This window comes from Nocardia sp. XZ_19_385 (assembly GCF_015355755.1).
GTDB lineage: Bacteria > Actinomycetota > Actinomycetes > Mycobacteriales > Mycobacteriaceae > Nocardia.
This window is the reverse complement of the sequence record NZ_JACVEE010000001.1, coordinates 2,411,873-2,434,822: the sequence shown is the minus strand read 5'-3', so window position 1 is coordinate 2,434,822 and position 22,950 is coordinate 2,411,873. Positions and strand designations below refer to the sequence as shown.

Annotated in this window: 21 protein-coding genes and 2 pseudogenes; 10 read left to right on the top strand and 13 right to left on the bottom strand. The window is 69.1% G+C overall.

Annotation, left to right across the window (positions count from 1 at the left end; genetic code table 11):
• Positions 1–38 precede the first annotated feature (38 nt).
• From IBX22_RS11520 to IBX22_RS11505, 4 genes are all read right to left on the bottom strand, one after another.
• Positions 39–818, bottom strand: a complete 780-nt coding sequence (locus IBX22_RS11520; protein WP_194815268.1) for an ABC transporter permease subunit — start codon at positions 816–818, stop codon at positions 39–41.
• The gene (locus tag IBX22_RS11515; RefSeq protein WP_194815267.1) at positions 815–1,801 is read right to left on the bottom strand and encodes an ABC transporter ATP-binding protein; all 987 of its coding nucleotides are present in this window, start codon (positions 1,799–1,801) and stop codon (positions 815–817) included. Before IBX22_RS11515 ends, IBX22_RS11520 begins: the two co-directional genes overlap by 4 nt.
• On the bottom strand, positions 1,798–2,523 hold the full coding sequence (locus IBX22_RS11510) for a hypothetical protein (protein ID WP_194815266.1): 726 nt from the start codon (positions 2,521–2,523) through the stop codon (positions 1,798–1,800). Before IBX22_RS11510 ends, IBX22_RS11515 begins: the two co-directional genes overlap by 4 nt.
• A 146-nt stretch (positions 2,524–2,669) precedes the next feature.
• The gene (locus tag IBX22_RS11505) at positions 2,670–3,692 is read right to left on the bottom strand and encodes a glutathione S-transferase family protein (RefSeq protein ID WP_194815265.1); all 1,023 of its coding nucleotides are present in this window, start codon (positions 3,690–3,692) and stop codon (positions 2,670–2,672) included.
• A 38-nt stretch (positions 3,693–3,730) separates the two neighbouring features.
• Between IBX22_RS11505 and IBX22_RS11500 the strand changes: the two genes are divergently transcribed.
• Both IBX22_RS11500 and IBX22_RS11495 read left to right on the top strand, forming a co-directional pair.
• Positions 3,731–4,525, top strand: coding sequence for an enoyl-CoA hydratase/isomerase family protein (locus tag IBX22_RS11500; RefSeq protein ID WP_194815264.1), 795 nt, complete (start codon positions 3,731–3,733; stop codon positions 4,523–4,525).
• 120 nt (positions 4,526–4,645) lie between these two features.
• Positions 4,646–5,857 (top strand): class I adenylate-forming enzyme family protein, encoded by a 1,212-nt coding sequence (locus IBX22_RS11495; protein ID WP_194815263.1) that lies wholly within the window; start codon positions 4,646–4,648, stop codon positions 5,855–5,857.
• Here IBX22_RS11495 and IBX22_RS11490 read toward each other — a convergent pair whose 3' ends face one another.
• Complete coding sequence (locus IBX22_RS11490; protein WP_194815262.1) at positions 5,858–6,601, bottom strand: tyrosine-protein phosphatase; 744 nt, start codon at positions 6,599–6,601, stop codon at positions 5,858–5,860. It lies immediately after the preceding gene.
• Positions 6,602–6,973: 372 nt separating this feature from the next.
• Here IBX22_RS11490 and IBX22_RS11485 point away from each other — a divergent pair, with 372 nt between their 5' ends.
• A complete protein-coding gene (locus tag IBX22_RS11485; RefSeq protein ID WP_228538300.1) occupies positions 6,974–7,453 on the top strand; it encodes a TetR family transcriptional regulator in 480 nt (159 codons plus the stop codon).
• A gap of 61 nt (positions 7,454–7,514) precedes the next feature.
• Positions 7,515–8,693, top strand: a complete 1,179-nt coding sequence (locus IBX22_RS11480) for an alanine racemase (protein ID WP_194815261.1) — start codon at positions 7,515–7,517, stop codon at positions 8,691–8,693.
• 60 nt (positions 8,694–8,753) lie between these two features.
• Here IBX22_RS11480 and IBX22_RS37425 read toward each other — a convergent pair.
• Positions 8,754–9,020 (bottom strand): annotated as a pseudogene (locus tag IBX22_RS37425) (helix-turn-helix domain-containing protein); the annotation flags it as partial.
• 587 nt (positions 9,021–9,607) lie between these two features.
• Between IBX22_RS37425 and IBX22_RS11475 the strand changes: the two are divergent.
• Both IBX22_RS11475 and IBX22_RS11470 read left to right on the top strand, forming a co-directional pair.
• Positions 9,608–10,261 (top strand): annotated as a pseudogene (locus IBX22_RS11475) (ABC transporter ATP-binding protein); the annotation flags it as partial.
• Between the two features lie 74 nt (positions 10,262–10,335).
• The gene (locus tag IBX22_RS11470; RefSeq protein ID WP_194815259.1) at positions 10,336–11,988 is read left to right on the top strand and encodes an ABC transporter permease; all 1,653 of its coding nucleotides are present in this window, start codon (positions 10,336–10,338) and stop codon (positions 11,986–11,988) included.
• Between the two features lie 5 nt (positions 11,989–11,993).
• Here IBX22_RS11470 and IBX22_RS11465 read toward each other — a convergent pair whose 3' ends face one another.
• The 3 genes from IBX22_RS11465 to IBX22_RS11455 form a co-directional block, all read right to left on the bottom strand.
• Complete coding sequence (locus IBX22_RS11465; protein ID WP_194815258.1) at positions 11,994–12,323, bottom strand: hypothetical protein; 330 nt, start codon at positions 12,321–12,323, stop codon at positions 11,994–11,996.
• A 119-nt stretch (positions 12,324–12,442) separates the two neighbouring features.
• Entirely contained in the window at positions 12,443–13,066 is a 624-nt protein-coding gene (locus IBX22_RS11460) for a phosphoribosyltransferase (RefSeq protein ID WP_194815257.1), read from the bottom strand.
• Positions 13,067–13,079: 13 nt separating this feature from the next.
• Positions 13,080–13,937, bottom strand: a complete 858-nt coding sequence (locus IBX22_RS11455) for a carbon-nitrogen hydrolase family protein (protein WP_194815256.1) — start codon at positions 13,935–13,937, stop codon at positions 13,080–13,082.
• A gap of 62 nt (positions 13,938–13,999) precedes the next feature.
• Between IBX22_RS11455 and IBX22_RS11450 the strand changes: the two genes are divergently transcribed.
• Together IBX22_RS11450 and IBX22_RS11445 are read left to right on the top strand one after the other, a co-directional pair.
• The gene (locus tag IBX22_RS11450; RefSeq protein ID WP_194815255.1) at positions 14,000–15,805 is read left to right on the top strand and encodes a DEAD/DEAH box helicase; all 1,806 of its coding nucleotides are present in this window, start codon (positions 14,000–14,002) and stop codon (positions 15,803–15,805) included.
• Positions 15,806–15,892: 87 nt separating this feature from the next.
• Positions 15,893–19,255: an AAA domain-containing protein gene (locus tag IBX22_RS11445; RefSeq protein WP_309234541.1), complete on the top strand. Its 3,363-nt coding sequence runs from the start codon at positions 15,893–15,895 to the stop codon at positions 19,253–19,255.
• A 9-nt stretch (positions 19,256–19,264) separates the two neighbouring features.
• Here the strand turns inward: IBX22_RS11445 and IBX22_RS11440 are convergent, their stop codons facing one another.
• Positions 19,265–20,233, bottom strand: coding sequence for a GlxA family transcriptional regulator (locus tag IBX22_RS11440; protein ID WP_309234540.1), 969 nt, complete (start codon positions 20,231–20,233; stop codon positions 19,265–19,267).
• A gap of 97 nt (positions 20,234–20,330) precedes the next feature.
• Between IBX22_RS11440 and IBX22_RS11435 the strand changes: the two genes are divergently transcribed.
• Together IBX22_RS11435 and IBX22_RS11430 are read left to right on the top strand one after the other, a co-directional pair.
• Positions 20,331–20,864: a hypothetical protein gene (locus tag IBX22_RS11435; RefSeq protein WP_194815252.1), complete on the top strand. Its 534-nt coding sequence runs from the start codon at positions 20,331–20,333 to the stop codon at positions 20,862–20,864.
• 28 nt (positions 20,865–20,892) lie between these two features.
• Complete coding sequence (locus IBX22_RS11430; RefSeq protein WP_375540217.1) at positions 20,893–21,072, top strand: hypothetical protein; 180 nt, start codon at positions 20,893–20,895, stop codon at positions 21,070–21,072.
• 173 nt (positions 21,073–21,245) lie between these two features.
• On the opposite strand, the gene IBX22_RS11425 is transcribed toward IBX22_RS11430, so the two are convergent.
• The 3 genes from IBX22_RS11425 to IBX22_RS11415 all read right to left on the bottom strand — a co-directional run bounded on the left by IBX22_RS11425 (position 21,246) and on the right by IBX22_RS11415 (position 22,862).
• Positions 21,246–21,479, bottom strand: a complete 234-nt coding sequence (locus IBX22_RS11425) for a hypothetical protein (protein WP_194815251.1) — start codon at positions 21,477–21,479, stop codon at positions 21,246–21,248.
• Positions 21,480–21,515: 36 nt separating this feature from the next.
• The gene (locus IBX22_RS11420) at positions 21,516–22,412 is read right to left on the bottom strand and encodes an RNA polymerase sigma-70 factor (RefSeq protein WP_194815250.1); all 897 of its coding nucleotides are present in this window, start codon (positions 22,410–22,412) and stop codon (positions 21,516–21,518) included.
• Between the two features lie 66 nt (positions 22,413–22,478).
• Positions 22,479–22,862 carry a DoxX family protein gene (locus tag IBX22_RS11415; RefSeq protein WP_194815249.1) on the bottom strand — a complete coding sequence of 128 codons (384 nt, stop codon included), beginning with the start codon at positions 22,860–22,862 and terminating at the stop codon, positions 22,479–22,481.
• Between the last annotated feature and the right edge of the window lie 88 nt (positions 22,863–22,950).

Genomic DNA, 22,950 nt, shown 5'->3' with positions numbered 1-22,950 from the left:
GCTGACGGGCCCGGAACCGCGGAGGTGAGCTCGCGGATCTACAGATCGCGGGTCCGCACTGCCCACCAACCGGCGCCCGCGACGCCGACCGTCCACAGCAGGAGCACGATCATCGCGGCGGGTGTCGGAGCCAGGAAATCGCTGTCCGGGAAGGATCCGGCGGCGACCGCGGCGATGGTGGCCGAGCCCGGAAGCAGGGTGACGAAGCCCTTCAACCCCAGTGCGCCGGCGACCAGCCAGACGAACGGTTCGGCCAGCACCAGCCAGCCCAGGACGACTGCGATCGCCACGGTCGACTTGCGCAGGATCAGCCCCAGCCCAGCGGCGATCAGCGACCAGCACACGACGGCCAGCAGGCCGCCGCCGAGCACGGTCACCAGGCGCAACCCGAATTCGGTCTTGCCCCGGCCGAACCCGAACAGCGCGGCGGTCGCGACCAGTTCCACCACGACCGCCGCCGCCAGCGCGAAAGCCCCGATGACCAGGAATTTCGCGGCGACCAGGCGGTCTCGGTCCATGGTGAACGACGCCGTCACCGGCATGGTCTGATAGCGGTATTCGGATCCGGTGGCCGTCGCGCCGAAGTAGGCGGCGCCGACGAGCGCGGCGATGATGCCGAGGTACAGCCCGACCGACGCGCCGCCGGTGACCGGGTTCGCCTTGGGGTTCGCGGGCCCGGCCACGAGCGCGGTGACCGTGCTCGCCACCAGCGCGACGGCGGGCAGCGCCGTCGCCAGCACGAGGTTGGGGCGCAGCGTAGTGGCCTTGCGGACCTCGGAGTTCAGCGGCGGGACGAGTTCGGCGGGGACGGTGATCATCGTGGAATCCCGGGATGCTGTTGGGGCGCCTGCATGCCGCCGGGCAACGGCGGCTGCACGCGGTTCGGCGGGGGCACGTACATGGTCGAGGAGGCGGGGCGGACCGGTCTGGTCAGCGAGGCGAGCACCCGGTCGGGGTGGATCAGGTCGGCGGTGATGCCGTCGATGCGCACCTTCGCGGCCTGCGCCGCGTCCCGGATCTGTCCTTCGGTCGCCTCGGCCACCGCGAGTTTGCCGTCGGGGCGCATCACGGCGTCGGTGTATCCGCGCGCGGCCAGCACGGTCGCGAGCGCGACCGGAGTCGAGGCGGCCACCACCAGCCGATCGGGATGGCTGCGGCGCAGTTTCGCGGGTGTGCCCTGATAGACGAGCGCGCCCTCGTTCAGCACGATCACGGTGTCGGCCATCGATACCACCGCGGCCAGGCTGCGGCTGGAGAGCAGGGCGGTGCCGCCGCGTTTGGTGTGCCGCTTCAGGAAGTCCTGCAGCCAGCCGCGTTCGGCCGGGTCGAGTCCTGCCACCGGGTCGTCCAGGATCAGCAGCGGCGGATCGCCGAGCAGTGCCGTCGCCAGCGCCAGCCTGGTCTGCTGGCCGGGGCTCGTCAGGCCCGCCTGGGTGTTCGCGAAATCGGCGAGGCCGACCAGCTCGAGCACCTCGTCGGCGCGCTCGTCGGAGACACCGGCGGCCGCCGCGTACACCCGTAGGTGGTCGCGGGCCGTGCGGGCCGGGTGCAGGCCGCGCGGGACGAGCACGCCGCCGACCGGGCCGCCCACCGACACGGTGCCGGAGGTCGGGGGCACCAGGCCGAGCAGGATGCGCAGGATGGTCGACTTGCCCGCGCCCGCGGGGCCGACCAGTGCCGCGGCGGTCCCGGCGGCGACGGTGAAGCTGACGTGCTCGACCGCGGCCCGCTCGCCCACCGCGCCCGGCTCGAAATGTTTGCTCAGCCCCCGTACAGCGAAAGCGGTTGTGGTTGTTGTCATTCCGGCTTCGCGGTGGTCTTGCGCGCGTCCAGCGCGGTCAGCGGATCGGCGTCGACGATCATGTGCCGATCCGGTGGCCAGGTGACCGGCGCCGCCCCGAACGCCTGGTGCGCGTTCTTGATCGTGGTCTTGCCGAGGGTCCGGTTGCCGAAGCCGCCGATGGCCGCGCCGATGCCCATCGGCAGGATCTTGCCCGCCATCAGCGCCATCCGCTTGGTCAGGAAGCGGATGATGAAGCGCTTCATCAGCGAGTCGTTCATGGCGGACAGGCCCGGAACCTTGTTGGCCAGCAGCGTGCCCCAGTTCTTGGCCGAATGCCCGACCGTCCGCTCCACGATGTCCATGCCCTCGCCGCCGAGCACCACGGCCAGTACCAGCGCGCGGCGCTGCTCCTTGGCTTCGGGGGCGACACCGTGCACCGCGGCGACGGCCAGCGCGTAGAGCGCGGAGGCCTCCAGGAAGAACGCGGTCTCCGCGGTGATGGTCGCCAGCGAGGCGATGGTGCCGACGCCGGGCACGGCCGCGGTCGCACCGGCCGCGGTGCCGCTGCCGGTCACCGCGAGCAGATACTGCTTCTCCAGCCGCGCGATGATCTGCGCGGGCGTCTCGGCGGGATGCGAACGGCGGACCCGGTCGACGTATTTGGCCACCGCGGGCGCCTGCAGCTTGGACCCGTTTTCGAGTAGGGACACCACGGTCTTCTCGAACGCGCCATGCCTCATGGCAACACCCCTTCAGTCATCGGCCAGTCGCAGCAATCCGCTGGCAGAACTCTATGGCACCGGCGCCGCGCCGGCCCAACACAGCAACGAACCGCAACGTTCCTACGGTTCCCCGTGCCCGGTCGGTATACCCGTCTCGACGCGGCTTATCGCTTGTCGATCTCGGGCACCCGTTCCAGCTTCGGTGGCGGCGGGGGTGGCGCGCCGTCGCCGAACGGTGTGCCACCCAGCGCTTCCCGGCCGTGCGGGGACAGCCAGTTCGACAGGTCCGGGCCTTTCGGCACGATCCGGGTCGGATTGATGTCGGTGTGCACGACGTAGTAGTGGGTCTTGATCTGCTCGAAATCGATGGTGTCGCCGAATCCGGGAGTCTGGAACAGATCTCGTGCGTAGGCCCACAGCACCGGCATCTCGCTGAGCTTGCTCCGATTGGTCTTGAAATGGCCGTGATAGACCGGATCGAAGCGGACCAGCGTGGTGAACAGGCGCACGTCGGCCTCGGTGATGGTGTCGCCGACCAGGAAGCGCTGCTTCTCGAGGCGTTGCGAGAGCCAGTCCAGGCGGGCGAAGAGCCGGTCGTAGGCGGCCTCGTAGGCGTCCTGGTCACCGGCGAAACCGCAGCGGTACACGCCGTTGTTGACGTCTTTGAACACCGCGAGATTGACCTCGTCGATCTCGGCGCGCAGGTCCTCCGGATACAGCTGCGGCGCGCCCGCGCGGTGGTAGGCGGTCCATTCGGTGGAGAAATCCAGGGTCATCTGCGCGTAGTCGTTGGTGACGACCTGTCCGGTCGGCACGTCCACGATCGCGGGCACGGTGATGCCGCGCGGATAGTCCGGGAACCGGGCCAGGTAGGCATCGCGCAGCCGGGGGATGCCGAGCACCGGGTCGACACCGCCCGGGTCGAGATCGAAGGTCCAGCTCAGCTTGTCGTGGGTGGGGCCGCAAAGGCCAAGGGAGAGCACCTTTTCCAGGCCGAGCAGGCGGCGCACGATGAGCGTGCGATTGGCCCACGGGCAGGCCCGGGCGGCGACCAGGCGATAGCGGCCCGGTGTCACCGGATAGCCGTCGTGGCCGTCCCGGGTGATGCGGGTGGTGATGTAGTTCGTATCCCGTTTGAACTCGCCGGGTTCTACGTAGGAACCGCTTTCGGAAGCTGTCTCGGTCACTTGGCCAGTCTTCCAGACGGAGGCTCTAGTCTGGCCGAATGAGTGATTTGAAGGCCACCCGGCTAGAGCGCGAGACCACCGGCAGCGGGGCGGAGATCGCCGTGCTCACCTTGGCCAATCCGCCGCTGAACCTCTTCGACCAGGCGATGCTGGACGCGCTGATCGCCGATCTGGCCGAGCTGACCGCCAACCCGCCGCGCGCGGTGCTGATCCGTGCGGAGGGCAAGCTCGTCTCCGGCGGAGTGGACGTGCACGTTTTCGACGGGTTGAGCGTCGAGCAGGGCGCCGAGCTGTGGCGCAGCCTGTTCGCTCGGATCATTCATCCGCTGGAGGCGCTGCCGTGCCCGGTGGTGTTCGCCGCGCACGGGCTCACCCTGACCGCGGCCTTCGAGATGGCGGTGGCGTGCGACATCATCCTGGCCGCGCCGAAGGCGAAGTTCGGTCTGGTGGAGACGGTGGTCGGCCTGACCCCGTCGATGGGCGGCCCGCAGCGGCTGGCCGAGCGCGCCGGCTCCGGCCGGGCCCGGGAATTCGTCATGACCGGCGACCTCTATGACGCTGCGACCATGGCGGATTGGGGTGTGGTCAACGCCGTGCACGACGACGTCGAAACCGCCGCAAGGCAACTGGTACACCGGCTGGCCCAGGGGCCGACCAAGGCGCACGTGGCGACCAAGGAGATCATCGGCGCTTGGCGTTCCGGCGGTGTGGCACATGCGGATTCGGTGACGCCCGAGGTCTCGGGCGCCTTGTTCGCCACCGAAGATCTGAAGGGCGCGGTGCGCAGCTTCCTCGAAGTCGGGCCGGGTAAGGCGACTTACACGGGTCGCTGACGTCAAATCCGCCCGCGGCTGTGATCGAAGTCATATAGTCGCCTTCGGGGCTGGCAGCCGGCGGCAGCCGGCGGGGCGGGTAGGGCATGCCTGCTGAACCGAGGCACCGCGGAGGACGAAATGTCGCAGCAGTTGTTGATCGAGTACCCACTGAAACCGCCTGCTGCCAGTGACAACCCGCTAGCGCGCGGCGCCGACGGCGTCCTGCGCTACGGGAACCTCACGCCCGCCCTCACCGAGCTGCTGGACCTGCAGGTCCACGCCTTCTCCAACCGGGAGGCGGTGGTCGAGATCGGCGGGCCCCGCCTCAGCTACCGGGAACTGTGGCATTCCGCGTCCCGGGTGGCGGGCGGCCTGCAGGAACACGGCATCGGTTACGGCGATCGCGTCGCGATCCACCTGCCCGCGGGCGCCCGCTGGGTGCAGGCGTTCCTGGGCGCGCTGCTCAGCGGCGCGGTCCCGGTGCTGGTCCCCGACGGCCTGCCGCCGGCCGCGGCGCAGCGCGTGATCGATGACAGCTGTGCGGATTTCGTGCTCCGCGGTGACCTGCCCGACGGCGCCGCGTTCATCGATGACGGTGCGGCGCTGAGTGATCTGGCGCTGCTGTGCTACCCCTCCGGCACCGCCCATCCCAGGGGCGTCGAGCTGACCAACGAAAACCTGCTGTCGGCAATACGTTCGGTGGTCGGTGCGCTGGATCTGCCCACCGACGGCCTGCGCAATCTGGTGCTGCTGCCGCTCGCGCACGCCAGCGGGTGCGTCGACCAGTTGCTGCCGACCTTCGCCGTCGGCGGCACCGTGGTGCTGGTCCCCGATACCGCCCGGCTCGCGCCGGAATCGTTTGCGGCCGAACGGATCGACATGGTCTCGGCCACCCCGCGCCTGTTCGCGCGGCTGCTGCCGGACCTGGCGCGACGGTCCGGAGATTTGCAGACCGGCGGGGTTTCCCGGGTCTGCAACGCCAGCCACCGCGCCGAACGCGCCGCCGCCGCACCCACCGATCTGGCCGACGCCCTGCGCGAGATGTTTCCCGCGGCCCGGCAGTGGTCGGTATGGGGCGCCACCGAAACCAGCGGCATCGGCCTGGCCGTCGACTCCGAGACCGCGGCCGATCCGCGCAGTGTGCTCGGATTCCCGTTCGGCGGAACCGAATTGGCGCTGTATGGCCCACGGGCGGGCAGCGGCCACGGGGAATTGCTCTGCCGCGGCCCCAATGTCACGCGCCGCTACTGGCGGGATCCGAACGCGACGGCCGCCCGGTTCACCGGCACCTGGTTCCACACCGGGGACCAGGTGACCATCGATCCGGACGGCCTGGTGCGCCGGGACTAGTCATTCGAGCATGCGCCGGCGCAGGCGAGCGCGCAGGGCGGGGGTGATGCCGATCTGGGTGAGGTAGTTGTCGAAGCCGCCGTAGCGCGTCTCGACCGATTCGATCGCCGCGGCCAGGTACTCCGCCCGCACGCCCAGCAGATCGTCGGAAAGTTCCTCGCCCGCAGCCAGTTTCGGGGCCAGCATGGCCCGCAGCATGGGGACGGCCCCGTTGCTCTGCAGGTAGTCGGCCAGGATGTCGGCCTCGGTCACCTGTGCCGCGCGCAGCAGCGCCGCGACCGCCCAGCCGGTGCGGTCCTTGCCCGCCGCGCAGTGCACCAGCGCCGCGCCTTCGTCGCGCAGGATGGACTCGGCGAGGGCGTGGATCGCGGTACCCGCTTCGGGGAGCGAGGGGAACTCCCGGTACACCTCGAGCATGTGCTCGAAGGCCGAGCTGGTCTGGGCGTCGTGCGGCGGCGCCTCACCCATCCGGGAGTCGAACGGGGTGACGTGCAGCCGCACCCCGTCGGGCAGATTGTCGTGGCCCATGTGCTCGATTTCGCGGAGTCCGCGCAGGTCGTGCACGGCACCGACGCCGAGTTGGCGCAGGCCGGCGTGGCCCTCGGCGTCGAGGCGGCTGAGCTGGGCCGAGCGCAGCAGGATGCCGGGGCGGACCTTGGCGCCGTCGACGGTGCGCAGGCCGGCGACGTCACGGAAGTTGAAGGTGCCGGGTATGAGGAACTGATCAGTGGGCGGGGATGTCACCGACTCAGGCTAGCGGGCTGCCGGGACCCGCGCGGGACAGCGTTGTGGCATCAGTCACACAGATCGGCGGGTGTTCCGAGTGGATTCTAAAGTGTCAGATGGTGCGTTTAGGACCCTGGATAACGGCGACAAGCAGCGGCTAAATACATACCAACTGGTCGCAACCCCGTCCCATTTAGGTAACAAAACATTCTTCCGGTCCGTAATTACCCATTGAACCCATTCTTAAAACCGGAAAACCCTTTACCATTGATCCATGTTGGACCGGGCAGCCCGGGGATCGCAGTGTGGAGATCCCAGCGCGGATGGCCCGCCAAGTTCAGCGAGTCGCGCCGACGAGGGTGCGCGAGATCTTTCGCCGAGGAGCCGTCGTTGAGCGTACGTGGAGAAATAGCGGAGAGCCGGGTTCGCCCGACCATCTGCGAGGCCGTGGAGAAGGCGGCCGCTTCGCTCGATTTCACGGGGGTGCGCGCCCTGCGGGTGCTGCTGCACGCGGGGGTGAGCGCCTACTGGCCGCTGGTCAAGGCCGCGCCGGGCAAGCAGATTCGGGCCTACGAGTCGACCGTGCAGACCCTGCGTCAGCGCTGGGATGTGCAGACCGATTGTGTGCCGGACCCGACCACCTCCGCCCGATTCCAGGAGATGGACTCCGAGGTGGTCGTCTTCCTGGAGTTGTGCGCGCAGCGGTCGGGCACGCAGTGGCTGGAGCCGGTCGAGTCCATCGCCTGCTATGTGGTGTCGGTTTTGCACGGCACGGTGCTGCGCTGGCTGGCCGACTGCAACGACGAGACCACCCTCGTAGTCCTGGATGACCTGGTCAGCGGCCTGACCACCCGGGCCGTCGACGCCTGAGCCCCCCGCTCCGTCAGCCCGGCGAACGCCGGGCTGGACGAGTGACCAGTTTGGTGGTTGCATGGTTGTTGTGACTTCGCCTGTAGCCGGCCTGCACGCCGCGACCGCCGAGCTCGACCCGCCGCTGGCCGCCCTCGACCTGGCCGTGCTGCGGGCCAATGCCGCCGACCTGGTGCGCCGGGCCAACGGCGTTCCGGTCCGCGTGGCCAGCAAATCCGTGCGCTGCCGCGCGATCCTCGAAGAAGTTCTCGGCTCCGGCCTCACCGCCGACGGTGGTTTCGCGGGCATCATGGGCTACTCGCTGCGAGAAGCCCTGTGGCTGGCCCGCTTGGGCGCACGCGACATCCTGCTCGGCTATCCGACGGTGGACCGCGCCGCGCTCGCCGAACTTGCCGCCGACGAGACGCTGCTCGAGTCGATCACCCTCATGGTCGACGACGTCGCCCAGCTCGACCTGATTCGCGCCGCCGTCGGTAGCGACAAGGTGCACCCGCGGGTGTGCCTGGATGTCGACGCTTCCCTGCGCATCGGCCCGATCCACCTGGGCGTGCGTCGTTCCCCGATCCGCACGCCGGAACAGGCTGCGGCACTTGCCCGTCAGGCGCTCGAGCGCGGTTTCCGGGTGGTCGGCGTGATGACCTACGAAGCCCAGATCGCGGGTCTGCCCGACTCGAATATCGCTGTGCGCCTGGTGAAACGGGCGTCGGCGGCCGAAATCACCAAGCGCCGCAAGCAGGTTCTGGACGCGGTGCGCTCGGTGACCGGCAAGCTGGAGATCGTCAACAGCGGCGGCACCGGCTCGATCGAGGTCAGCATCGCCGACCCGGATGTCACCGAGGTCACCGCGGGTTCCGGGCTCTACGTGCCGACCCTGTTCGACAACTACCGCGCCTTCACCCCGCGCCCGGCGCTGTACTTCGCTACGCCGGTGCTGCGCAAGCCCACGCCGTCGATCGCGACGGTCTTCGCCGGCGGCTACATCGCGTCCGGGCCCACCGGTCCGACGCGTGTGCCGAAGCCGGTGTGGCCCAGTGGGTTAGGCCTTATCGGCACCGAGGGCGCGGGCGAGGTGCAAACCCCGCTCACCGCTGCTTCGGGCTTGCGGATCGGTGACCGCGTCTGGTTCCGGCATGCCAAAGCGGGCGAATTGTGCGAGCGTTTCGACCAGCTCCACCTCGTCGACGGCCAGACCCGCACCACGGTTGCGACCTATCGTGGCGAAGGAAAGTGCTTCGGCTGACCGGGATTCCGGCCCGGCGCGCACCCAGAGCATGGTGGACGCGGCATCGAGCAGTTCGCTCGGACCGATGCCGGTCATCTCCCGGCACACCCGATTGGCGTGTGCCAGGTCGGTGAAGCCGGCCGCGTGCGCGCCGTCGGTGAGCGAGCGGCCCTCGAAAACCGCGGCCGCCCAGTGCACCAGGCGAGTCCAGCGCACTACGGCCGGGAACGTGCCCCCGGCCTGCGCGCGAAACAGTTTGCCGAGCCGCCCCGGCGAAAGGAACACCGCCGCAGCGAGATCGGGCAGGCGGACGCGTCCGGGCAGCCGCCCGACCAGCAGGCTCATGGCATCGCGCAATTGCGGATGGGTCGCCGCGGGAACGTAACCGCTCGAGTCGCTCAGGTAGTCGAGGACGGCGTCGGCGCGTGCGCTCAGTGGTTGCGCGTCGTCGGCGACGAGGGCCGGGAGATCGGTTGCGGCCGTGGCCCATTCGGCCGGATCAGCGCCGAGCCGGTAACGCGTTTCCACAGCCCTGGCCATCCGGCTGCCGGGAAACAGGTGGATGGATATCGCCCGCGTGCCGGGGACCGCGCGCGCCGTGTGCTGCGCGCCGCTGGGGACCACCGCACCCCGGCAGCGGACCCAGCGTCCGCTGCCGTCGCCGATCTCGAATTCACCGGTCGTGGCCACGGTGATCTGCAGGATCGGGTGGCGGTGCGGTTGGGCGAGGACGTCACCGAACTCCACATCGAAAACCAGCCGGTCCGCCCGGATGTTCCAGTCGTGGACCAGCAACCAGCCGTGCATGTACCAAGGCTAGCTGCTTTCGCGACGGGTCTGCCGAACACGACCGATCCATACAAGCCGTCGTCCTCGGGCCGTGTTGATACTCCTTTCAGGTGCGCACAGCCGTACCGGAAGGGAGGGTTGCCATGAAGTCGGTCATCGAGGTCGAAGCCCTGGTCAAGAGTTACGGGAAGGTTCATGCCCTACGGGGATTGGATCTCGACGTGCGGGCAGGCGAGGTGCACGGCTTTCTCGGGCCCAACGGCGCGGGTAAGACCACCACGATCCGGATCCTGCTCGGCTTGCTGCGGATACGCAGCGGGCGGGTCACCGTGTTCGGCAGAGATCCCTATCGCGATGCGATGGACATCCATGGGCGGCTGTCCTATGTGCCCGGTGATGTCAACCTGTGGCCGTCGCTGACCGGGGGCGAAGTGATCGACATTCTCACCGCGCTGCGCGGCGGCGCCGAGCCACGGCGGCGCGCGGAATTGATCGAACGGTTCGAATTGGATCCGGCGCGCAAATGCGGCACCTACTCCAAAGGCAACCGGCAAAAGGTGGCGTTGATCGCGGCCTTCGCCGCCGACGTCGAGCTGTTCATTTTCGACGAACCGACCAGTGGTCTCGACCCGCTGATGGACCGCCAGTTCAAACTGTGTGTCGAAGAGGTCAAACAGCAGGGGCGCACTGTGCTGCTGTCCAGCCACATTCTGGGCGAGGTCGAAAAACTGTGCGACCGGGCGACTATCGTGCGGCAGGGCAAGTCCGTGCGGACCCTGGGAATGGATGAACTACGGGCACCGGCCGGGGCGCAGGCGATCGAGCTGGAGGAGCTGTTCCTCAGCCACTACGCGTCCGAGGATGCGGCGTCATGACGTCACGGTTAGCGCCGCGGGTGGTGCCGCCGCCGTCGGCGGCTGTCGGCGCGTCCCGAAGAGGGAGCGGACGACTGACGAATCTGCGTGTAGCGCTGCGCCTTTCGCTGGGCACCAACTGGCGCGGACTGGCGGCGGCCGTACTCGCGGTCGTCGGGTGCATGTATCTGGGGACGCTCGGTGTCGACGGGTTGTATCCCGCGGGTGTGGAGCGGACCGCCTATGCCTCGATCGCCGGGCAGTTGACCGCGCAAATCGCGCTCCAGGGCCCGGCGGACGCGCTGACCACGCTCGGTGGGATCGCGGTCTTCGAGCTGGGCTGGTTTCTGGTGATCGCCGTCGCGCTGATCAATATCGTGGTGGTCGTACGGAATACGCGTGCGCAGGAAGCGTTCGGCCGCCTGGAACTGTTGCGGGCGGGCCGGTTCGGCGTGCATTCGAATTCGGTCGCGGTGCTGGTGCTGGCGGTCGCCACGAACACGCTGATCGCGGGCGGGGTAGCGGCCGCGATGGTGCTCGCCGGTGCCGCGGTGCGCGGTGCGGTCGCGTTCGGAATCGCGATGGGCAGCACCGGCATCGTGTTTGCCGCCGTTGCCGTTCTCGCAGCGCAGATCACGGCCCAAGCGCGGGGCGCCTACGGCATCGCCTGCACCGTTCTCGGTCTGTCATACCTGTCGCGCGCCTTGGGCGATGCGTCGGAAGTTCCCGCCTTGCGGCTCGCCTCGCCGCTGGGATGGGCGCAGCATATGCACCCGTTCGGGGAGACCCGCTGGTGGCCGGTTCCGCTCTGCGCGGTGGGCGCGGCGCTGCTTGTCCTGATCGCGCTGCGACTCGAGTCGGTACGGGATCTCGGCGCGGGTCTGGCCGCACCACGACCGGGTGCGCCCGCAGCCGGTGCGCTGATGAAAAGACCGCTGGGACTTGCCTTTCGGATCCATCGCGGTGCGCTCACCGGCTGGCTGGCGGCATTGCTGGTGCTCGGTGCGGGTTTCGGGGCCGCCGGCGCCGACGTGGCCGAGATCTCCGACGGGGTGCAGGGCATGCTGAAACTGCTGACCGGCTTCAACGTCGATGTGGTCGACGGCTTTCTGGCCATGGTGACGCTGCTGTGCGCGATGGCGGCGGCGGGCGCGGCGGTCTCGACGGTGCTGCGGATCCGGCAGGAGGAACTCGCCGGCCGCGCCGACCTGCTGCTCGCCGGGCGGCTGCCGCGGTGGCGACTGGCCGCCACCCATATCGCCACCGCGATCGCGGCTTCCGTTGTGCTGCTGGGGATTACCGGCTGCGCGATCGGGCTGGTGCACGGCGTGCGGACCGGGGATCTCACCCAGGCCGGGCGGGTCGCCGTCGCCGCGCTGGCGCAGCTGCCGGCGATCCTGTTCCTGGTCGGTTGCGCCGTCCTGCTGCTCGGGGTGCGCCCGGCGCTGACCTGGTTGGTGTGGGTCGTGCTCGCCGAATCCGCGATCGTCTCGATCCTCGGGCCGTCCATGCGGCTGCCCACGCCGATCATGAATTTGTCGGTGTTCCACCATGTTCCGCATTTGCCGGGCGTTGCGGTGAACCCGATTCCGCTGACCGTGCTGTGCCTGGCGGGTCTCGCCGCAACGGGATCGGGAGTTTTCGCCTTCACCCGTCGCGACCTCGGATGACCGGCTCAATCCACGCGGCGGCGACGTCGTTCGGCGAGCTCGTCGAGGCGGCGGTCGGCCGCGCTGCCGGTCCACACCTCGAAACCCGGTGTGATCTCACCGTTCTGGTGCCGCCGCGCCCGCTCCCGGTGCGCCGCCAGATAGGCGGGATCGTGCATCCGCCGGTCGGACCCTTTGATCAGCAAGCTGACCGCCTCCGCGTGATCCTTGCCGCAGACCGACCAATCCTCACCGGGGTAGTACGCGTGCACGGAGCCGTCGGACAGCGGGACGAACTGTGGCCGCTGCACCACATGTGCACTGTTGTCCTGAGTTGACCGCGGGCGCTGGGACATCAAGACCTCCCTTCTCGACCGAATGCGGACCCCCTCCGCGCTGTGACCGCACCAATCTTTGCGCGCGGGCAGGGGGCTGGACAATCCCCGGCACGCGGAGGTCCGGAAGTGTCCGCCCCTTACCCGAGCAGCGCGGTGACCTCGTCGTCGGCGAGCTGGTGAAAGTCCTGGTAGGCGGTGCCGACGCCGCCGAGCGCTGCGGGGACCGAGGGACAGATCAGTTCGTCGCATTCGGCGGCGACCCGGTCCATGGCTTCGCTGGAGGACACCGGGACGGCGACGACGATCCGTTCCGGATCGCGCATCCGCGCTACCCGGCAGGCGACGACAACCGTTGCGCCAGTTGCCATTCCGTCGTCGACGATCACCACCGTGCGGCCCGCGAGCGGGATCGGGGCGCGGTCGCCGCGCCAGACCGCGCGCCGCCGCTCCAGCTCCACCCGCTCGGCATGCTCGATGTCGGCGAACTCGGCGGGCGCTACCGAGATGTGCCCCAGGACATCCCGGTTCAGTACGCGCGCGCCGTCCTCACCGATCGCGCCCATCGCCAGCTCCGGCTGCCACGGCACACCGAGCTTGCGGACCAGCAGAATGTCGAGATCCCCGCCGATGATCTCCCGGACGCCGGCCGCCACCGGCACGCCGCCGCGCGGCAGTCCGAGCATCAGGGGGTCCGACGCGCGCAGGTGTTCCAGTTCGGCACCCAGTGCGCGACCGGCAGCTGCCCGATCGGTGTAGATCATCGTGGCAAAAACGCTACTCCGCGTCTTTATCTGTGATCGCGAATCGGCGCAAAGCCAAGCTCGGATTGGTTTTGCGCACCGCCGCCAGCTGAGCCAGGTTCACCTCAGCGGTGATGACGCCCGATTCGTCGCCGAGCTCGGCGAGCACCTTGCCGGTCGGATCGATGATCATCGAAGACCCCGCACCGCGAGATCCGCACTGGTCGGCGCCCAGCACGTAGACCGTGTTCTCGATGGCGCGCGCCCGCAGCAGCGTCGTCCACTGGTCGACCTTGCCGGGGCCGGGGATCCACTGGGCGGGGAGCACCAGCACCTGCGCGCCCGCGGCGGCGAGGCGGCGGAACCCCTCGGGGAAGCGCAGATCGAAACAGGTCTGCAGACCGAAGCTCACCCCGTCGACGGTGAAGATCGCGGGCTCCTTGATCGCGCCCGCGTGCACCACATCCGATTCCAGGTGCCCGAACGCGTCGTAGAGGTGCACCTTCCGATAACGCGTGACGAGCTCCCCGGCCGGATCCAGTACCACCAGCGTGTTCCGGATCCGCCCGGGATCCGCGTCCTGCTCGACCATCCCGGCCACCAGATGCACGCCGAATTCGCGGGCGATCGCACCAAGCCCGGTGACGAACTTCCCGGTCAACGGCTCGGCGACCGCGACCACCCGCTCGTCCAGCCGGGAGACGGCAAACATCGAGTACTCGGGCGCCACGACCACCCGTGCGCCACGCCCGGCAGCGGACTCGACATGGTCACGCAGTGCCGCCAGGTTGGCGGCCGGATCGGTGCCCGGCGCGAACTGGATCACCGCGACCGCGACGGGGGTGTCGGCTATGGCCGGGTCCTGATGTGCGGGCGAAGCATTCGGAGCCATAGGTCACACCGTATTGGGCCGGTGGCCGGGACATCTACCCGAAGCTAGTAAACTCCTGGTCAATGAGCACCAATGAGGTCGACAGCGTTCTGGAAGATGTTCCTGGCGACAACGACAGGAACATCAGTGACGGCCCGACCTTCGCCGATCTCGGAATCGATGACCGCCTGCTGGCGGCCATCGCCGACGTCGGCTATGAGACGCCCTCGCCCATCCAGGCCGCGACGATCCCGCCGCTGCTCGCCGGCGCCGATGTAGTCGGTCTCGCGCAGACCGGCACCGGTAAGACCGCCGCTTTCGCGATCCCGATCCTGATGGGTCTGCAGATCGCCGGCAAGTCCCCGAAGGCGCTGGTCCTCGCGCCCACCCGCGAGCTCGCGATCCAGGTCGCCGAGGCGTTCGGGCGCTACGCCACGCACATCCCCGGCTTGAACGTGCTGCCCATCTACGGTGGCCAGGCCTACGGCGTGCAGCTGGCCGGCCTGCGCCGCGGCGCGCACGTCGTGGTCGGCACGCCGGGCCGCGTCATCGACCACTTGGAGAAGGGCACGCTCGACCTCTCCGAGCTGCAGTACCTGGTGCTCGACGAGGCCGACGAGATGCTCAAGATGGGCTTCCAGGAAGACGTGGAGCGCATCCTCGCCGACACCCCGCGCACCAAGCAGGTGGCGCTGTTCTCGGCGACCATGCCCTCGGCGATCCGCAAGATCTCCAAGCAGTACCTGAACGATCCGGTCGAGATCACGGTCAAGACCAAGACCACGACCAACGTCAATATCAACCAGCGCTGGGTGCAGGTCTCGCATCAGCGCAAGCTGGACGCCCTGACCCGGATCCTCGAGGTCGAGACGTTCGAGGCGATGATCATCTTCGTGCGCACCAAGCAGGGCACCGAGGAGCTGGCCGAGCGGCTGCGCGCCCGCGGGTTCTCCGCCGCCGCCATCAACGGTGACATCGCGCAGAACCAGCGTGAGCGCACCATCGGGCACCTGAAGTCCGGCGCGCTCGACATCCTGGTCGCCACCGACGTGGCCGCGCGCGGCCTGGACGTGGACCGCATCTCGCACGTGGTCAACTACGACATCCCGCACGACACCGAGTCCTACGTGCACCGCATCGGCCGCACCGGCCGCGCGGGCCGCAGCGGTGAGGCGCTGCTGTTCGTCGCGCCGCGGGAACGGCATCTGCTCAAGGCGATCGAGCGCGCCACCCGGCATCCGCTGGCGGAGATGCAGCTGCCCAGCGTCGACGACGTGAACGCGCAGCGCGTGGCCAAGTTCGGCGACGCCATCACCGAGAACCTGTCCTCGGACAATGTCGCGCTGTTCCGCCGCCTCATCGAGGATTACGAGCGCGAGCACAACACCCCGCTGGTCGATATTGCCGCGGCGCTCGCGGTCGGCGCCTACGACGGCAAGAACTTCCTGATGGAGCCCGAGCCGGAGCCGGTCGAGCGGCCGCGCCGCGATCGGGAGCCGCGCGCTGATCGTCCGCCGCGCAGCTTCGAGGACGAGCGCGCCGGCTCCAGCTTCTCCCGTACCTCCGGCGCCGAGCTGGCGACCTACCGGATCAGTGTCGGCAAGCGGCATCGCGTGGTGCCCGGCGCCATCGTCGGCGCCATCGCCAACGAGGGTGGACTGCGCCGCAGTGACTTCGGGCACATCAGCATCCGCCCGGATCACAGCCTGGTGGAGCTGCCCGCCAATATGCCCGCGGAGACCTTGGAGGCGTTGCGCCGCACCCGGATCAGCGGTCAGCTGATCCAGCTGACGCTGGACGACGGTGGTCCGCAGCGTTCGTACAGCCGCGGCCCGCGCCCGGATCGGGCTCCGGCCAAGCGCACCGAACGGCGCAAACCGCGCTTCTGATCAGGGGCGGAGTTCCGCGAGGTCACTGGGGCTGGCTAAAGTGTTGCGGTCCGTGTCCGGCGAAGACACAGGAGGCCGCGTTTGTTCGTGTTCGGTGATCGTGTCGTCTGCAACGCCGTGGATCTCGTACGCGCGGCGCGCTGTGAGTTCGAGCTGCTGCGGCGGCTCGACGCCCAACTCGGTTACCTGAGTGGTTCGGCGGCACCGGATTCCGAGCCGCAGGTGCTGGGGGGCGTCGCCGCCGATTTCGACGAGGCCGCGCTGCTGCGGCTCGCGGATTTCCGAGATCGGTTCGGCGCCACCATGGTCGAGGCGCCCTCGGCGCGCACCGATTCCGCCGATCCCGCGGTCCGGGTCGCCGCGCTGCGGGCCGCGCACACGGAAACCGTTGCGGCGCTGCGGTCGGGCGTGCACGTCATCGCCGGCGCCACCTTCTTCGACGGTTCGTTCGCCTGCTCCTGCGATTTCCTGGTGCGGGCGGGTCATCGGGTGCGCTACACGGTGCAGGGGACGGCGCCGGGCCAGGCCGAATTGGTCGGCGCCGCACTCGAACTCGCGGCCTGCGCGGACGCGCTGGACAGCAGCGGGGCGCTGACCGCGCCCACCATCCGGCTGTATCTGGATACAGCGGCAACGGATTTCCCGCTGACCGACCTGGTACCGGTGTATCAGGCGCGGCGGCGCAGACTAGCCCGGATTCTGGACGAAAAACTGAGCGAGCTGCTGCCCGTGCAGTGGGGCGATCCGCGCTATCTCGCCTGCGGGCACTGCGAAACCTGCACGACCGCGCTCACCGCCGCCCGGGATCTGATGCTGGTGGCGGGCATGCCGAGCCCGGCCCGGGCCCGGCTGCGCGAGGCCGGTGTCGCCACCATCGACCGGCTGGCGGGCCTGGACGCGACCGTCACCGGGGTGCCGCCGCGTACTTTCGCGACGCTGCGCAGGCAAGCCCGAATCCAGTTGCAGCCCGGGGATTCCGGACGGCCCGCGCACACGCTGCTCGACGCGCTCGCACTCGGCGCCTTGCCGCCGGTGTCACCCGGTGATCTGGCGCTGACCGTCGCGGACGTGCCCGGGCCGGCGTGCATTGTCGAGGTGGGCGGGGCGGACGCGGTGCGGCTGTCGTTCCGGGTACCGGCCGGGCCGGACGCGGTGGCCGAGCAGCGGCGAGTGCTGGCGGAGGTGGTCGAATATCTCGCGCGGCAACGGCAGCAGTATCCGGCGATGCGGGTCTATCACCATGGCCGCGCGGTGCGCGACGCGCTGCTGCGCTGCGCCGGAAGCCTGGGCGCCGGTGAGGAACTCGTCGAGGAGCTGCTGAACGCGGGCGTGCTGGTCGACCTGTATCCGATCGTGCGCGGCGCCGTGGTCGTCGGGACGCAGTCCTATCGGCTCGACTCCCTACGGCACCTGCTGGGCGCGGCGAGTGCCGGCGAGCCGGACTGCGTGACCGTGCTGCGCCTGCGGGATTGGCTGCTCGAACGCGCCGCCGAGACGCCGCCGGAGGCTGCCGCACTGCCGGTGGGCCCGGTGAGTCCGGTGCCGCGTCACGATGACAAGGCGGCGGGTGCACGACCGTCCTCGCTGGAGGCGGCGCTCACGGAATTCGCGGCGACGCACCGTGATTTGCGGCCGACCGTCCGCGGCGAACGCAAAGACGCTGGGGCGACACCGCATCCGGCCGCCCTGATGGCGGCGGTGCTGGGCTACCACCGGCGCGAACGCCAGCCGCTGCGCCTGGCGCATGCCGACCGGCTCGACCATCCGGTGGACGAATGGGCCGAAGCGCCGGGGGTTCTCGTCGCCGACTGGGGCACTGTCGACACCAAATGGCATCACAGCCTGAACCGTCCGACCATGCGCCGCTACCTCACCCTCACCGGGCGGATCGGCACCGGCTGGGCGCACGGGGTCGCGCTGACTCCGGGCACCACCGTCTACACCCTCTACGACCAGCCGATGGCCACGGGCGCCGGCACCGCAGTCGGCAAGCGCGCCACCGCGACGGCCACCGTGCTCGGCTGTTCGGTGGACGCGAACTTCGACGACACGGTCCGGCTGGAGGAACTGCTGCCCGAGGGCTGCGAACCCTACGACGACCTGCCCACCGCGATCGCACCCGGGCTGCCCGCCTGGGACGCGAACGTCGAGGGCACAGTCGAACTCGCCGCCCAGCAACTGCTGGTGACGCTGCCCGAGATCCCGTGCGAGGCGGTGTTCGACATCCTGGCGCGGCGGGCGCCGCGGCTGCGCGGTGGCGGTGGATTGCCGGAGGTGCACGGCGACCACGCGGCCGCGATCACCACCGCCATGCGCTATCTGGACCATTCCTACATCGCGGTGCAGGGACCGTCCGGCACCGGCAAGACCTCCACCGCCGCCCGCGTCATCGAACGCCTGGTGACCCGGCAGAAATGGCGCATCGGCGTGGTCGCGCACGCGCATTCGACGGTGGAGAACATGCTCGACGCGGTCGTGGAGATCGGCGTGCTGCCCGAACTGGTCGGCAAGAAAGACGTCGAGGCGGTGAAACCGGAGTGGGCCGTGATCGACGCGGGCAAGTACCGCCGGTTCCTCGACAACGCCGTCAACGGTTGTGTAATCGGCGGCACGCCAGCCGATTTCGCCGATGAGACCCTGATCCCGCACGACGGGCTCGACCTGCTGGTGATCGCCGACGCCGGGAGTTTCGCGCTCGCCGAGACCGTCGCGGTCGGGCTGAGTGCGCGAAACCTGTTGCTACTCGGCGATCCCGTGCCCACCCCGGCCCATGGCGCGCATCCGGAACCGGTCGGGGAATCGGTGCTCGGCTGGCTCGCCGAAGGCCGCGCCGTGCTGCCCGCTGAGCGCGGTTACTTCCTGGACCGGACCTGGCGGTTGCATCCGCGGGTGTGCGAGCCGATTTCGCGGGTCTGCTACGACAATCGACTGCGGTCCAACGAAACCGTCACGCTGGCAAGACAACTCGATGGTGTGCCGCCGGGCGTGGAAACCGTGCTGGTCGAGCACTACGGCAACACCACCGAATCGGTCGCCGAGGCAAAGGAAGTGGTGCGCCGGATCCGGGCGCTGCTCGGCACGTCATGGACGGTCGGAGCGGTGACGCGGCGGTTGCATCCGCACGACATCTTCGTCGTCGCGCCCTACAGTGCGCAGGTCGGGCGGATCCGAACGCTGTTGGCGCGCGCCAAGATCGAGGATGTGCTGGTCGGCACGCCGGATCGATTCCGGGGCCGGGAAGCGGCCGTGGTCCTGCTGTCCATGACCACCTCCACGCCCGCCGACGCGCCCTTCGGGATGCCGTTCCTGTTGTCGCGCGGCCTCATGCACTCGGCGTTGTGCCGCGCCATGTGGAAGGCGGTCATCATCCGCTCGCCGCTGCTGACCGAATACCTACCCACCACCCCGGACGACCTCCCCGACCTGGCCGGGTTCCTCCGCCTGAGCTGAGCTCCGCGCTCAGGTCGGCAGGGGGCGGCGCGCCGCGCGGTAGGTGGAGGGCGACTGGCCGAACTGGGTGGTGAAAGCTTGGCGGAGCGTCTCGGCGGAGCGGTAACCGCAGCGCTGGGCGATCTCGTCGAGGCGCAGGCCGGTGGAGGTGAGCAGGCGGGCGGCGGTGTCGGCACGTGTACGGCGCACGTATTTGCCGGGGGTTTCGCCGAGCTCCTGGACGAACAGCCGGGTCAGGTGGCGTTCGCTGGTGCCGGCGACGACGCTCAGTGACGGGCTGTCGAGATCGCCGTCGAGGTGCGCGCCGATGTGTTCGACGACCCGGCGGACCAGCGGGTGTTCCGGCGGCGGGCTCGCCACGAAAGTGCTGACCTGGGACTGGCTTCCGGGGCGGCGCAGATAGGTGACCAGGCCCATCGCCACCCGCCGCGCGACCTCCGCGCCGTGGTCCTCCTCGATGAACGCCAGGGTCAGATCGAGAGCGCTGGTGACGCCGCCGGAGGTGGCCACGTTCCCGTCCCGCACGAAGATCGGATTCGGGTCGACCTGCGCTTTCGGGTAGCTCTTGGCCAGCTGATCGGCGTAGAACCAGTGCGTGGTCACGCTTTTCCCGTCCAGCAGCCCGGTGGCGGCGAGCACCGTGGCGCCCGTGCAGATCGAGGCGACGCGGCGGGACTGGCGGGCGAGCCTGCGGACGTGGCCGACGATCTTCGCGTCGGCCGCCGCGTCACAGTGACCGAGGCCGCCGGAAACGATGAGGGTGTCGATGGATTCGTTGAACTGCTCCAGCGCTTCCTGACCCGGCAGGCTGAGCCCGGAATTGCATTCCACCGCCGCACCGCCCGGCGTCGCGACCAGCATCCGATAGCGCGGCGCGGCGCCCATCCGGTTGGCCATGTCCAGGCTCGAGGTCACGCACGCGATGTCGAGCAGTTCGACGCCGTGGTAGCCGACCACCACGACGAGCGATTCGTTCACCCTCCCGATCCTAGTCGCGCGGACACGAATCCCAGGGTTACCGACATCTCTGGCCGCCGCCCTGGAGCCGGGTCGGCCGCGGCCGGACCGTGGACCCATGACAACTCTCACCCGCCAGTGGGCCCCGGCCCGCCGCTGGCCCACCCTGGCCGCCATCGCCTTCGCCGCCCTCACCGCCCACGACCTGGCCACCGGCGTCGACCTCGCCCAGATCATCGCGGCCTCGGCGATGATCTACCTGGGGGCCGCCGCCCTCGGCCGGCAGTCCGTCGCCTGGCCGCTGTTCTTCGGCACCTTCATCATCATCACCGTCGCGAAGATCGCCGGATTGGACAGCACCGCAGTGCTTCTCGTGCTGGCTGTCCCGGTCGCGGTTTACGCCGTGATCAAGCATCGCGACATCACGGTGCAGGGCCTGGCCATGCTCGCTTTCGGCGCGGTCGCGCTCACCGCCCTGGTCGTGAACGAGCAGCTCGGCGCCTACCTCGTCGCGGCCGGACTGCTGGGCCACACTGCCTGGGACATCTATCACCTCCGTGCCAATCGCGTTGTGTCCCAATCGCTCGCGGAATTCTGCGCGGTCCTGGACACCCTGCTCGCGCTCGCCGTGATCGTCACCGAACTCACCTGAGTACGGCCGGTATTCTCGATCAGGTGATGTGTCCGCGCCACTGGGCCCGAACTCGTTGACGTGGAAGCATTTCGGCGACATCCGGTCGATGCTCATCCTCGGCCGCGCGGGCACCCTGCAGAACATGCATCCGGTGCTGGACCTGGCGCTACCCGCGGAGGCCGCTCGGATCAGGCGGGAGCCGAGGTTGTCAGTCCTGCGGCGGTAGCCGCCTCCGCCAACCGCTTGTCGTAGGTGACGAACGCAGTTAGCTCGTTGGCAATCGTCAACGCAGTGCCCAAGTGAAGGGCGTCCAGCGATCGCACGGTGGCCGGCAGGACCGCGCGCGCGAGGCTGCGTACGCGCGCGTCCATTTCACCCCTGCCGCGGAATCGAGGTAGATCACAGTTCGCCGCTTCGCTCACGTGCGATCTCGTCACCGAGGTTGATTCCGTCCAGCTCGCCCAGGGGGATGTTCAGTACTTCCCACTGCATATCGGCGAGCCGTTCCCGCCGACGAGCTTCGCCCAAGACAGCCGCGCGAATAGCAGCCGACCGCGTTTGCCCATCGGCCGTCAGCACTTCCAGGGCGTGTTCCGTCTCCGCATCCGTCCGAATGGTGATTGTGTCCGCCATGCCTCCATCGTAAGACGGAGCGTCTTACGATGGAGGCTAGCGCAGGGTGAACTGGGTTTCGGCTTCGACGTGGGTCAGCTTCTCCGGGTTGCGGACGAAGTAGAGGCCGGTGATGTTGCCGTCCTCGACGCGCATGGTCATGATGCCGTCGAACTCGCCGTCCAGATGTATCGCGAGTGCCGGTTGGCCGTTGACCACGGTGCTGACGAAGACGTATCGGCCCTTGACCTTGCCCGCGCCGCCGATGAGGTAGCGGGCCACCTTGTCGGCGCCGAGGATCGGCCGTGCGGCCGCGCGCTTGATGCCGCCGCCGTCGGCCAGCAGGACGACGTCGGGGGCGAGGATGTCGAGCAGGTTTTGCGGGTCGCCGGTTTCGAGGGCGCGCTGGAAGGATTCCAGGGCCGCCTTGGTCTGGCTCCGGGTGACCGTGGAGCGGGGGCGGCGGGCGTCGACGTGCTGGCGGGCGCGGTGCGCGATCTGGCGGACCGCGGCGGGGGTTTTGTCGACCGAGGCCGCGATCTCGTCGTAACTCACGTCGAAGACCTCGCGCAGCACGAAGACCGCCCGCTCGGTGGGGGAGAGGGTTTCCAGCACGAGCATCAGCGCGGTCGAGAGGCTCTCGGCGAGCTCGACATCCTCGGCCACGTCCGGCGCGGTGAGCAGCGGCTCGGGTAGCCACGGGCCCACGTAGGACTCCTTGCGGCGCTTCAGGCTGCGTAACCGGTTGAGCGCTTGGCGGGAGGTGATGCGGACCAGGTAGGCGCGCTCGTCGAGGACCGTGCTCAGGTCGACCTCGGCCCAGCGCAGCCAGGTTTCCTGCAGCACGTCTTCGGCGTCGGCGGCCGACCCGAGCATCTCGTAGGCGACGGTGAAGAGCAGGTTGCGGTGCGCGACGAAACTGTCGGTCGCCGGGTTGCTGGCGTGGTCGCTCATCTGTCGATCCTTCTCCGTCGCTGCCCGGCACTGCTTGCCGGCGGCCTCAATGATCTCAGTCGCCGATCAGGCGAAGGGCTCCAGGACGAATCGGCCCCAGGCGATGAAGGCCGCGAGCAGGAGATAGACCGCGTTCGCCACCGCGAACTTGTAGCCACCCTCGTACCGGAGATGGGTGATCATCGCGCCGATCATCAGCAGGATCCAGGCGACAGCGGTCACCGGCACCAGGACGGGCGCGATATCGAGCACAGCAGGCAGGATCAGGCCCACCGCGGCCAGGACTTCCAGGACGCCAAGGGTCTTGATGAAGCTGTCGCTGGAGTCCGCGGCCCACTCTCCGCCGGGCTTGCCGCTCAGCTTTTCCTTGGGCAGCAACACTTTGGCGCCGCCGCTGGCCAGAGCTGCCGCAGCGAGCAGTCCGGCGGTGATCCACAGTGCGATGTTCATGATGTTCTCCTCTGTTTCCAGGTTCGACATCAAGACACCGCAGCCGAGATCGTTGTGACAGCACGTGAGTCAGGTCACTTCGCGGGGC

Coding starts and splice junctions, on each gene's coding strand:
- IBX22_RS11460 (WP_194815257.1), bottom strand. CDS start 13,066: ATGATCTACACCGATCGGGCAGCTGCCGGTCGCGCACTGGGTGCCGAA.
- IBX22_RS11450 (WP_194815255.1), top strand. CDS start 14,000: ATGAGCACCAATGAGGTCGACAGCGTTCTGGAAGATGTTCCTGGCGAC.
- IBX22_RS11415 (WP_194815249.1), bottom strand. CDS start 22,862: ATGAACATCGCACTGTGGATCACCGCCGGACTGCTCGCTGCGGCAGCT.
- IBX22_RS11480 (WP_194815261.1), top strand. CDS start 7,515: ATGGTTGTTGTGACTTCGCCTGTAGCCGGCCTGCACGCCGCGACCGCC.
- IBX22_RS11520 (WP_194815268.1), bottom strand. CDS start 818: ATGATCACCGTCCCCGCCGAACTCGTCCCGCCGCTGAACTCCGAGGTC.
- IBX22_RS11515 (WP_194815267.1), bottom strand. CDS start 1,801: ATGACAACAACCACAACCGCTTTCGCTGTACGGGGGCTGAGCAAACAT.
- IBX22_RS11435 (WP_194815252.1), top strand. CDS start 20,331: ATGACAACTCTCACCCGCCAGTGGGCCCCGGCCCGCCGCTGGCCCACC.
- IBX22_RS11465 (WP_194815258.1), bottom strand. CDS start 12,323: ATGTCCCAGCGCCCGCGGTCAACTCAGGACAACAGTGCACATGTGGTG.
- IBX22_RS11470 (WP_194815259.1), top strand. CDS start 10,336: ATGACGTCACGGTTAGCGCCGCGGGTGGTGCCGCCGCCGTCGGCGGCT.
- IBX22_RS11455 (WP_194815256.1), bottom strand. CDS start 13,937: ATGGCTCCGAATGCTTCGCCCGCACATCAGGACCCGGCCATAGCCGAC.
- IBX22_RS11495 (WP_194815263.1), top strand. CDS start 4,646: ATGTCGCAGCAGTTGTTGATCGAGTACCCACTGAAACCGCCTGCTGCC.
- IBX22_RS11500 (WP_194815264.1), top strand. CDS start 3,731: ATGAGTGATTTGAAGGCCACCCGGCTAGAGCGCGAGACCACCGGCAGC.
- IBX22_RS11420 (WP_194815250.1), bottom strand. CDS start 22,412: ATGAGCGACCACGCCAGCAACCCGGCGACCGACAGTTTCGTCGCGCAC.
- IBX22_RS11510 (WP_194815266.1), bottom strand. CDS start 2,523: ATGAGGCATGGCGCGTTCGAGAAGACCGTGGTGTCCCTACTCGAAAAC.
- IBX22_RS11425 (WP_194815251.1), bottom strand. CDS start 21,479: ATGGCGGACACAATCACCATTCGGACGGATGCGGAGACGGAACACGCC.